The organism is Micromonospora sp. C51, from assembly GCF_018070435.1.
Lineage (GTDB): Bacteria > Actinomycetota > Actinomycetes > Mycobacteriales > Micromonosporaceae > Micromonospora > Micromonospora sediminimaris.
In genome coordinates this window covers 67,479-77,982 of record NZ_JAGPXQ010000027.1, presented here as the reverse complement: position 1 = coordinate 77,982, position 10,504 = coordinate 67,479, and the positions used below count along the sequence as shown (strand labels likewise).

Annotated in this window: 11 protein-coding genes; 5 read left to right on the top strand and 6 right to left on the bottom strand. The window is 72.0% G+C overall.

Annotation, left to right across the window (positions count from 1 at the left end; translation table 11 throughout):
• Both KBX50_RS23060 and KBX50_RS23055 read right to left on the bottom strand, forming a co-directional pair.
• Window positions 1-1,326: ribonuclease D (locus KBX50_RS23060; protein WP_210939719.1), on the bottom strand; the 1,326-nt coding region annotated here is incomplete at its 3' end.
• A 161-nt stretch (window positions 1,327-1,487) separates the two neighbouring features.
• Entirely contained in the window at window positions 1,488-2,060 is a 573-nt protein-coding gene (locus KBX50_RS23055) for a DUF3000 domain-containing protein (RefSeq protein WP_093410397.1), read from the bottom strand.
• A gap of 147 nt (window positions 2,061-2,207) precedes the next feature.
• Here KBX50_RS23055 and hemE point away from each other — a divergent pair, with 147 nt between their 5' ends.
• The 3 genes from hemE to hemQ are packed head-to-tail and all read left to right on the top strand — an operon-like array spanning window position 2,208 to window position 5,415.
• Window positions 2,208-3,305 (top strand): uroporphyrinogen decarboxylase, encoded by a 1,098-nt coding sequence (hemE, locus tag KBX50_RS23050; protein WP_210939717.1) that lies wholly within the window; start codon window positions 2,208-2,210, stop codon window positions 3,303-3,305.
• Between the two features lie 5 nt (window positions 3,306-3,310).
• The gene (gene hemG / locus KBX50_RS23045; RefSeq protein ID WP_210939716.1) at window positions 3,311-4,717 is read left to right on the top strand and encodes a protoporphyrinogen oxidase; all 1,407 of its coding nucleotides are present in this window, start codon (window positions 3,311-3,313) and stop codon (window positions 4,715-4,717) included.
• Window positions 4,714-5,415, top strand: a complete 702-nt coding sequence (gene hemQ / locus KBX50_RS23040; RefSeq protein WP_210939713.1) for a hydrogen peroxide-dependent heme synthase — start codon at window positions 4,714-4,716, stop codon at window positions 5,413-5,415. Before hemG ends, hemQ begins: the two co-directional genes overlap by 4 nt.
• Window positions 5,416-5,501: 86 nt before the next feature.
• Here the strand turns inward: hemQ and KBX50_RS23035 are convergent, their stop codons facing one another.
• Window positions 5,502-6,599, bottom strand: a complete 1,098-nt coding sequence (locus KBX50_RS23035) for a lytic polysaccharide monooxygenase (RefSeq protein WP_210939711.1) — start codon at window positions 6,597-6,599, stop codon at window positions 5,502-5,504.
• A gap of 108 nt (window positions 6,600-6,707) precedes the next feature.
• Between KBX50_RS23035 and KBX50_RS33425 the strand changes: the two genes are divergently transcribed.
• A complete protein-coding gene (locus tag KBX50_RS33425; protein WP_282101569.1) occupies window positions 6,708-6,842 on the top strand; it encodes a hypothetical protein in 135 nt (44 codons plus the stop codon).
• Window positions 6,843-6,890: 48 nt separating this feature from the next.
• On the opposite strand, the gene KBX50_RS23030 is transcribed toward KBX50_RS33425, so the two are convergent.
• The 3 genes from KBX50_RS23030 to KBX50_RS23020 all read right to left on the bottom strand — a co-directional run bounded on the left by KBX50_RS23030 (window position 6,891) and on the right by KBX50_RS23020 (window position 9,475).
• Window positions 6,891-7,988: a lytic polysaccharide monooxygenase gene (locus tag KBX50_RS23030; RefSeq protein WP_210939709.1), complete on the bottom strand. Its 1,098-nt coding sequence runs from the start codon at window positions 7,986-7,988 to the stop codon at window positions 6,891-6,893.
• 199 nt (window positions 7,989-8,187) lie between these two features.
• Entirely contained in the window at window positions 8,188-8,628 is a 441-nt protein-coding gene (locus tag KBX50_RS23025; RefSeq protein ID WP_210939707.1) for a GNAT family N-acetyltransferase, read from the bottom strand.
• Window positions 8,629-9,214: 586 nt separating this feature from the next.
• Window positions 9,215-9,475, bottom strand: coding sequence for a Prokaryotic metallothionein (locus KBX50_RS23020; protein ID WP_210939705.1), 261 nt, complete (start codon window positions 9,473-9,475; stop codon window positions 9,215-9,217).
• Window positions 9,476-9,627: 152 nt separating this feature from the next.
• Here KBX50_RS23020 and KBX50_RS23015 point away from each other — a divergent pair, with 152 nt between their 5' ends.
• Window positions 9,628-10,377, top strand: a complete 750-nt coding sequence (locus KBX50_RS23015; RefSeq protein ID WP_210939703.1) for a lytic polysaccharide monooxygenase — start codon at window positions 9,628-9,630, stop codon at window positions 10,375-10,377.
• Window positions 10,378-10,504 lie beyond the last annotated feature (127 nt).

Below are 10,504 nucleotides of genomic sequence, written 5' to 3'. Positions count from 1 at the left end.
GGTCAGGGGGTGGTGGGGGGGGAGGGCTTGGGCTAGGTCGGGGAGGAGGAGGGTGATCTGCCATTCGCGGGCGTGGTGGGCGCGTAGGGCCTCGGCGACGGAGGCTTCGGTGATCTCCTCGGGGGGCTGCCAGGCGATCCGGCGGATGGTGTCGGGAGAGATCAGGTTCTCCGGGGGCAGGTTGTGCTCGCCGGCCACCCGCAATACCACCTCGCGGCAGCGGGTCAACCGGGCGGCGGCGGCCGGGTCCCGCTCCGCCCACCGGTGCGGTGGGGGTGGGCCCTCCACCGTCGGCGTCACCGGCAGGGCGTCGTCCGGCAACTGCCGGGCGTCGTCGAGCGCCGCCAGCCAGGTACGCGCCAACCGCCGCACCGATCGACCACCGAAGCCGGGCAGCGTGAGCAGTGTCTTCTCGTCCCTCGGGTCCAGCTCCGCCGCCGCGACGATGGCCGAGTCGGGCAGCACCCGGCCCGGTGCCGTGTCCCGCCGGGCGGCGATCTGGTCCCGGGCGTACCACAGGGAGCGGACCCGGGCCTGTGCCCGCGCGCCCCGGACCCGGTGGATTCCTGAGGTCCGTCGCCACGGTTCGGCGCGGACCCGGGGCGGTCGGGCGCCGTTCAGCACGAGCGCGGCGAACTCCTCCGCCGCCCACTCGGATTTGCCCTGCCGGGCCAGCTCCGCGTCGAGTTCGTCGCGCAGGTCGGTCAGCAGCTCGACGTCCAGGGCGGCGTAGGTCAGCCAGGACTCGGGCAGTGGCCGGCTCGACCAGTCCGCCGCCGAGTGGTGCTTCTCCAGGCTGAATCCGAGTAACTGCTCGGTGAGCGCGGCGAGCCCCACCCGCTCGAAGCCGGCCAGCCGCGCCGCCAACTCGGTGTCGAACAACCGGCGTGGACGCAGCCCCAGCTCCGCGAGGCAGGGCAGATCCTGGTTCGCCGCGTGCAGCACCCACTCCGTTTCGGCGATAGCGGCGTCCAGGGCGCTGAGGTCGGGCAGCGGCAGGGGGTCGATCAGTACGGTGCCGGCGCCGGCGCGACGCAGCTGCACGAGGTAGGCGCGTTGGCTGTACCGGTAGCCGGAGGCACGTTCGGCGTCCAGGGCCACTGGCCCGGCACCGCTGGCGAACCGTGCCACGACCTCGGCGAGCTGCTCCGGGGCGGCGACGGGCTCGGGGGTGCCCTCGCGGGGCGCGGTCAGCGGCACGGACTGGCCGCCGGTGGGCTCGGACCCCGCGTCCGAGGGCTCCGACCGCGCCGATGGCGGGTGCTGCGTGTCGTTTCCCGTACGGCTTGCGGCGGCCCGACGGCTCAGGGGTGGTTCGTCGGTCACCTGACAACCCTAGTGCGCGAGTGGATCGAGTGCTGCCACCCGCCCCGCCGCGTGTCGGCCGACGCCGTGCGGCCGGGAGACGGGGCCCGTGGCAGCCGGGGACAGCGCGGCGGGAAGCACCGGGATCGGACCGGTGGCGGCGCCACCAGACTCGGACGGGCTCAGCCGGTGGCGGCCGGGCGGCGCTCCGGCAGGGCGGTGACGCCGGGCGGCGGCAGGCCGGCGGTGGAGGCGAGCAGGGTGCACCAGGCGTCCAGATGCGCGGCGAGGTCGCCACCGGTCGGCGTCCAGGAGGCGCGGATCTCCACGTCGCCGGCCGCGGGCGGGCCGGCCAACTCGCCGAAGCGGGTCGACATCGTCTGGGTGATCGTCCCGCCGATGGCCCGGTAACCCGCGTCCTGGGCGTCGAGAGCGTCGGTGAGCCAGGTCCACCCCACCCCGGGCAGCAGCGGATCGGCGGCCAGGTCGACCTCCAACTCCGCCGTCACGTAGGTGACCAGCCGCAACGTGCCCTGCCACGCCTCGTGCCCGGCCGGATCGTGCAGCAGGATCAGCCGTCCGCTCGCCACCTCGTCACCGTCGCGCAGCACCGACGCCGAGAGCGCGAAGGAGTAGGGGGCGAGTCGTTGCGGTGCCCCCACCTCCTCCAGCAGGATCTCCGGCCGGGGCGTCGCCGACCGGAGACCCGCGACCGCGCGGGCGAACGTGTCGGGAAGCGCGATCGGGGGGCCCATGCCCGCAGCCTATTCCGCCGCCCGTTTCCCGCCCGCGAGGCGCGCCGACGATCACCGGACGCTTACCACGCCGCCCGTTACCGCGCTACGTCACAAAGGTGGCGGTGGGCGCGGGATGGCGATCGGCCGCGTGGCACGATTGCCGCGATGACCACCGACACCACGGGCACCGCCGCCCGAGACGACGAACCCCGCCCCGGCGGGCCCGCCGATTCGCCCTTCGTGCGGGCGTGCCGCCGCCAGCCGGTCCCGCATACCCCGGTCTGGTTCATGCGCCAGGCGGGCCGGTCGCTGCCGGAGTACCGCGAGATCCGGGCCAACGTGGCGATGTTGGAGTCGTGCCGTCGCCCGGACCTCGTCACCGAGATCACCCTTCAGCCGGTACGCCGGCACGGGGTGGACGCGGCGATCCTGTTCAGCGACATCGTGGTGCCGGTGGCCGCCGCCGGGGTCGACCTGGACATCGTGCCCGGCACCGGGCCGGTGGTGGCCGAACCGGTGCGTACCGCCGCCGACGTCGAACGGATCCGGCCGATCAGCCGCGATGACGTCGACTACGTCGACGAGGCGGTCCGGCTGCTGGTCAAGGAGTTGGGCGACACCCCGCTGATCGGCTTCGCCGGTGCTCCCTTCACGCTTGCCAGTTACCTGGTGGAGGGCGGCCCGTCGCGTACGCACGCCAAGACCAAGGCGCTGATGTACGGCGAGCCCGAGCTGTGGCACACCCTCGCCGGCCGGCTGGCCGAGGTGACCCTGGCGTTCCTGCGGGTGCAGATCGAGGCCGGCGTGTCGGCGGTGCAGCTCTTCGACTCGTGGGCCGGCGCGCTCTCCGAGGCCGACTACCGCCGCTTCGTGCTGCCCCACTCGACGAAGGTGCTGTCCGGGCTCGCCGACACCGGGGTGCCCCGGATCCACTTCGGGGTGGGCACCGCCGAACTGCTCGGCGCGATGGGCGAGGCCGGCGCCGACGTGGTCGGCGTCGACTGGCGTACCCCGCTGGACGTCGCGACCCACCGGATCGGGCCGGAGCGGGCCGTGCAGGGCAACCTCGATCCGACCCTGCTGCTGGCCCCGTGGCCGGTGGTGGAGACCGAGGTGCGCCGGATCCTGGAGCAGGGCCGGGCCGCGCCGGGGCACGTGTTCAACCTCGGCCACGGGGTGCTGCCGGAGACCGACCCGGAGGTACTGACCCGGGTGGTCGCCCTGGTGCACGAGCTGTCCGGTCGACCGGTCGACCAGGGCTGACCGTCATGGCGAGGCGGCGGGTGGCGGTGGTCGGCGGCGGCATCGCCGGCCTGGCCGCCGCGGTCCGGTTACGCGACCGCGCCTCCGCCGAGGTCGACATCACCGTGTACGAGCAGTCCGGCACCCTCGGCGGCAAGCTGCGCACCGGCGAGCTGGCCGGCGGCCCGGTCGAGTTCGGTGCCGAGTCGTTCCTGATGCGTGACCCGGCCGGCGGGGAGTCCGCAGCCGTTGCCCTGATCCGCCGGCTCGGCCTGGCGGGACGGATCGTCCACCCCACCGTCGGGCAGGCGGCGCTGGCCGTCGACGGCGGGCTGCGCCCGATTCCCGGCGGCACGCTTGTCGGCGTACCCGGTGATCTGGACAAGGTGTCGGCGGTGGCCCGGCCCACTCCGGAGGCCGACCGCGACGGTGGTGGGCCGCTGCTCGGACGCGGGGGCGACGTTGCGGTGGGCGCGCTGGTCCGGTCGCGGTTCGGTGACGAGGTGGTCGACCGGTTGGTCGACCCGATGCTCGGCGGGGTGTACGCGGGCCGCGCCGACGACCTGTCCCTGGTCACCACCATGCCGGCGCTGGCCCGGGCCGCCCGGGTGGAACACACGCTTGTCGCCGCCGTACGCGCGGCGCAGGCAGCCGCGCCCCGCGCTCCCGGCGAGCCGGTCTTCGGCACCCTCGACGGTGGGCTGAGCACCCTGGTCGACGCGGCGGCGACGGCCAGCGGCGCGACGATCCGCCGCCACGCGGCGGTGCGTGAACTCACCCCGACCGGCGTCGGCTGGCGGCTGACCGTCGGCCCGACCCGCGACCCCGAGCACGTCGACGTGGACGCGGTGGTGCTGGCGGTGCCGGCCCGGCCGGCGGCGCGTCTGCTCGCCGACGTCGCCCCGGAAGCGGCGAAGGAGATCGGCGGGCTGGACTACGCCAGCGTCGCGCTTGTCACCCTCGCGCTGCCCGAACCGGTGCTGCCGGAACTCTCCGGCTTCCTGGTGCCCGCCACCGAAGGACTGCTGGTCAAGGCGTCCACCTTCTTCACCACCAAGTGGGGTCACCTGCGTCGGCCGGACGGGCTGGCCCTGGTGCGCGCCTCGGTCGGCCGGTACGGCGACGAGGAGCAACTCCAGCGCAGCGACGAGGACCTCGCGGCCACCGTGCACCGGGAGGTGTCGGCGGTGCTGGGAACGCCGCTGCCCGCCCCGGTCGCCGGGCACGTGCAGCGCTGGGGCGGGGCGTTGCCGCAGTACACCCCCGGTCACCTCGACCGGGTCGTCGCCGCCCGGTTGGCGCTGCGGGCGGCACATCCGACGCTGCGACTGGCCGGCGCCGGCTACGACGGGGTCGGCATCCCGGTCTGCGTCCGCTCCGGCGAGACGGCGGCCGAGGAGATCATCACGGCACTGGAAGGATCGGGGAGATGACCGAGCAGAGCAACGCGGCCCGACTGAAGGAACTCAACTCCACCATCCGCTATACCATGTGGTCGGTGTTCCGGGCCAGTACGCCGCTGCCGTCGCTGCGCGACAACGTCACCGGCGAGGTCGAGTCGCTGATCGAGGAGCTGGCCGGCAAGGACGTGGTGGTGCGCGGCACCTACGACGTGTCCGGGCTGCGCGCCGACGCCGACCTGATGGTCTGGTGGCACTCATCGTCAAGCGACGACCTCCAGGACGCGTACCTGCGGTTGCGGCGGACCGCCCTGGGCCGGGCGATGACTCCGGTCTGGTCGCAGATGGCGCTGCACCGGCCGGCCGAGTTCAACAAGAGCCACATCCCGGCGTTCCTGGCCGGCGAGGAGGCCCGCGCCTACCTCTGCGTCTACCCGTTCGTCCGCTCGTACGACTGGTATCTGCTGCCCGACGCCGAGCGGCGGGAACTGCTCGCCGAGCACGGCAAGATGGCCCGTGGCTACCCGGACGTACGGGCCAACACGGTCGCCTCGTTCGCGCTCGGCGACTACGAGTGGATGCTCGCCTTCGAGGCCGACGAACTGCACCGGATCGTCGACCTGATGCGTGACCTGCGGGCCTCTCGCGCCCGGTTGCACGTCCGCGAAGAGGTTCCCTTCTACACGGGTCGCCGCCGCTCGATCGCCGACATCGTCTCCGCCCTGGCCTGAGCCGGCTCGCCGGGTCGTCCGCCCGGCTCGTCCACTGAGCCGGGCGGGGCCGCGTCCGAGGGAGTGTGGCGCGGCCCCGGCCGGGGTCAGGAGGTGGCGGTGCAGGTCACCGTCGGTGTGTTCGTGCTGCTGCCGGAGGTCAGGAAGCCGAAGCTGGTGCTGGCGCCGGCACCGAGGTTGCCGTTGTAGCTGACGTTGGTGGCGGTCACCGTGGAGCCGCTGGAACTGACTGTGGCGTTCCACGCCTGGTTGACCTGTTGGCCGCTGCCGTTCGTCCAGCTCACTCGCCAGCCGCGGATGGCCGCGTTGCCGGCGGTCACCTGCACCTCACCCTGGAAGCCGCCGGACCAGGTCGAGGTGACCCGGTACGTCGCCGAGCAGGCACCCGTCACCGGCGGGTTGGTGGTGGGCGGGGTAGTGGTCGGCGGGGTGGTGGTGGGTGGCGTGGTGGTCGGCGGGGTGGTCGTGGGCGGCGTGGTGGTCGGCGGGGTCGTGCCGCCACCGAACTGCACGTCGCTGCAGTGGTAGTACGACTGGTCGAAGTGGCTGGCCTGCCAGACGGTGAAGATGATGTGCCGGCCGGTGCGGCCGGGCGCGTTCACCGGAATCTGGATCGACACCCCGTCGACCTCCCGTTGCCACTGTGACGCCGGCGTGTAGCCGATCTGGCCGACCAGTTCCAGGTCGGACCAGGCCAGTGGCTTGGTGAGCGTGTCCACACCCTGCCGGGTGGCGTACACCCGGAGGTAGTCGGCACCGTGGCTGGCCTGGTCGAAGAACTTCAACTGGAAGCTGTTGGGGACCGGGGTGGTCCGCCAGGCACCCAAGGTGTCGAGGGCGTTGTAGCGACCGCCCTCGGCACGCCCGCCCGAGCAGAGTTGGCCGTTCGGCACGGCCGCCTGGTGGTTGCCGCCCACCCCCTCGCGGAGCTGGCCGTTCCAGTTCCACATGGCGGCCGGGTTGGCCTGCCAGGCCTGCCAACACATCGGGTCCTCGGTGGCCATCCGCGGGTTCATGTGGTCACCACCCCAGCGCTCCCAGCAGCCGTAGGCGCGGGACCCGGGGTTGACCGTGGCGCCGTGCGCGGAGACGGGGTTGGTCAGCGCGGTGGTGAGCAGCAGCAGGGCGACGGCCGCGACGGCCAGCAGCCAGGCAGCGCGTGGTGATCTGAGTACGTTCGACATGGAGCTCCCCAAGGGAATTGTCAGTTCGCGAAAGCGCCCGGACGCTCGGGAGTTGCCTCTCCCGTGGCCGATCTGCGTTGCCCCTGTGGTGTTGGCTCCGAGGGAAGCGTGCCATGGAGCATCGGCGTACGTCAACGCGGGAAGCGCTCTCCGGAGCAGGGCTCCGGCACCACCACCAGACGGGTACTGGCCGCCCCGCCGGGCTACCGGCTGCCGCTGCCTGACCTGCCGGTTGCCGGCTGAGCCGGGCGGGGCCGCGTCCGAGGGAGTGTGGCGCGGCCCCGGCCGGGGTCAGGAGGTGGCGGTGCAGGTCACCGTCGGTGTGTTCGTGCTGCTGCCGGAGGTCAGGAAGCCGAAGCTGGTGCTGGCGCCGGCACCGAGGTTGCCGTTGTAGCTGACGTTGGTGGCGGTCACCGTGGAGCCGCTGGAACTGACTGTGGCGTTCCACGCCTGGTTGACCTGTTGGCCGCTGCCGTTCGTCCAGCTCACTCGCCAGCCGCGGATGGCCGCGTTGCCGGCGGTCACCTGCACCTCACCCTGGAAGCCGCCGGACCAGGTCGAGGTGACCCGGTACGTCGCCGAGCAGGCACCCGTCACCGGCGGGTTGGTGGTCGGCGGCGTGGTCGGCGGTGCAGTGGTGGTCGGCGGCGTGGTCGGCGGGGGCGTGGTCTGCGGCGGCGTGGTGGGCGGAGGGTTCGATCCGCCGCCGAACTGCACGTCGCTACAGATGTAGTACGACTGGTCGGAGTGACTGGCCTGCCAGATCGTGTAGATGACGTGCCGGCCGGTGCGGCCCGGAGCGTTGACCGGGATCTCGATGGAGACCCCGCCGGGCTCCTGCTGCCACTGAGAGGCCGGCGTGTTGCCGATCTGACCGACCAGTTCCAGGTGCGACCAGGCCAACGGCGTGGTCAGCGCGTCGTAGCCCTGCCGGGTGGCGTACACCCGGATGTAGTCGGCACCGTGGCTGGCCTGGTCGTAGAACTTGAGCCGGAAGTTGTTGCCGACCGAGGTGGTCTGCCAGGCGCCCGGCACGTCCATCGCCCGGTAGCGCCCGTTCTCGGTGCGCCCGCCGGAGCAGAGCTGGCCGTTCGGGATGGCGGCCTGGTGGTTACCGGCCACGCCCTCGCGGTAGAGGCCGTTCCAGTTCCACATGGCGTTGGTGTCGGTCTGCCAGGCTTGCCAACACATCGGATCCTCGGTGGCCATCCGCGGATTCTGGAAGTCACCGCCCCAGCGTTGCCAGCAGCCGTAGTTGCGGGAGATGGGGTTGGCCACCGAGCCGTGCGCGGAGGCGGACCGCACGAATGCCGTGGAGAGCAGCAGCGTGGCGACGGCCGCGACGGCCAGCAGCCACAGCGCCCGCGATGATCTGAGCGAATTGGACATGGAGCCCCCAGGGGGAGTCGTCGGATCTCGACATCGCCCGGACGCTCGGGAGTTGCCCTCTCCCGTGCCGTCGGTGTGGCCCTCGTGCGCTGACTCGGAAGGATGGCACGATCGATCGTCAACCGTCAATGAGGAAAGCGATTTCCAGCACCGGGTGCGAGGCGTCGTCGAAACGCTTCCACCACCGGGTTCGGGTGGCTCACCACTTCCGGCGCATCGGGGTGTGGGGGATGCCGTCCTCGACGTACTCCGGCCCGCTGACCATGAAGCCGTGTCGGGTGTAGAAGTCGACCAGATGTGACTGTGCGTCAAGCACGCACGGCCGGTCACCGATCTCCGCGAGGGCTGCCGTCATCAGCCGGCCCGCGTGCCCGGCACCCCGGGCCTCCGGGGCCACCACCACCCGTCCGATCCTGGCCACCCCGCCGGGGTCGGCCAGGATTCGCAGGTACGCCACCGGAGCGCCGTCGTGTGCCAGCCACAGGTGTCGGGTGCCGGGTTCGACGTCGCGCCCGTCGATCTCCGGGTACGCGCACTCCTGCTCCACCACGAAGACGTCGACGCGCAGCCGCACCAGGTCGTGGAAGGTGCGGGCGTCCAACTCGGCGAAACCGGCGCTGTGCAGCTGCGTGTCAGACATCCCGCCAGGCTAGTGCTGTCGCCACCGGGCGTCGGCGTGGAGGTGCCCCCTTGGCCCTGGCTCGGCCTGCCCTGGCTCGGCCCGCCCTGGCTCGGCCCGCCCTGGCTCGGCCCGCCCTGGCTCGGCCTGCCCTGGCTCGGCCCGCCCTGGCTCGGCCCGCCCTGGCTCGGCCCGCCCTGGCTCGGCCCGCCCTGGCCTGGTTTCAGGCTGACAGATAGCGTGGTGCCGCCTCGCTTCGCGTGCGCTTTGCGGCATGCTCGCGGGCATCTGATTACGAATCTTGGACAGTTTTCGTTCTTCGCGAACGGGAACTGTCCAAGATTGACAATGCCTCTTCGTTTCGCCGTTCTCCCGCAGGCGCAATTCGCCTGCTTCCACCGTTCGCGTCGCTCTTGGTGCCCGGCGGGTCCGGGTGGTTGCCGAGGCATTTCAGGGCGGCGGGACTGTGGTCGCAGCCCAGCGGGTAGTGGCCGCCGAAGACGCCGCCCGAGTCGGTGGGCCGACCGGCGGTGTTCGGGGTTGATCATTCGACGACAGGGTGATGTTCCATGGTGCTCGGTCGCTGCGGACGATCGGTCGACGGCCGTCAGGCGGGACGCGCGCCCACCGCGTCACGGATCTCGGCACCGCGCTCGGCTTCCACCGCCCGGGCGCAGTGACCGCAGCAGAAGAAGCGACCGGAAACCTCGACCCCATGGCCGGAAATCTTGATGCCGCAGTGCTCGCAGATCGGCGCCAGTCGGTGGATCGCGCACTCGAAGCTGTCGAAGGTGTGTACGTCGCCGCTGACCGTACGCACCTCGAACGCGAGCCAGTAGTCGTTGCCGCAGACCTCGCAGGTAGCCATGCCCCGTACCTCCATCGGAAGACCTTTTGTCCTATCTTGCGGCACGACGCGGGGCGGTCCTTGTTTTATTGACAGTGGTCTTTACTGTTAACAAGGTTTAAATTATGTTGGTGGCACCTCACCAGGCATCACGCCGACAAGGAGCTGCCGCCATGCGCCGAAGAATCACCCTTCCGCTCGTCGCGACGGGCGCCATGGTCTCCACCCTGGCCGTCGCCACCCCCGCCCAGGCCCACGGCTACGTCTCGTCGCCGCCGAGCCGCCAGGCGCTCTGCGCCCAGAACCGGGTGCCCGACTGCGGGCAGATCCGGTGGGAGCCGCAGAGTGTCGAAGGCCCCAAGGGGCTGCGCAACTGCCACGCCAACATCTCGCACTTCGCCGTCCTGAACGACGACAACCGGGGTTGGCCGGCCACCTCGGTCGGCACCACTGTGACGTTCACCTGGGTCAACACGGCCATGCACGCCACCCGCGACTGGGAGTACTTCATCGGCAACACCCGGGTCGCGGTCTTCTCCGGCGGTGGACGCCAGCCCGGCGCGACCGTCTCGCACACCGTCAACCTGTCCGGCTATCAAGGTCGACAGAAGCTGCTGGCGGTGTGGAACATCTCCGACACCGCAAACGCCTTCTACTCCTGCGTGGACCTCCAGGTCGGCGGTGGCGGCGGCAATCCCACCCCCACCCCCAGCCCCACCACCAACCCGCCCGCCCCGTCGCCCACCCCCCCGGTCGCCCCGACCACCAACCCGCCGAGCGGCGGCACCTGGGCCGCCGGTCGCGCGTACGCCGTCGGGGACCAGGTCACCTACGGCGGCCGTACCTACCGCTGCCGGCAGGCACACACCGCCATCGCCGGCTGGGAACCGCCGAACGTACCGGCGCTGTGGAGCCAGCTCTGACCAACGGGAGGTGCGACCGGAGCTGGTCGCACCTCCCGCCCGCCGTACCGTCGCTCCCGCCCGCAGTGCTGCGGGCGGGAACTGGTGTGCTGCCGGCCGGAGCCGCCGTGTCGCGGGCCGGAGCCGG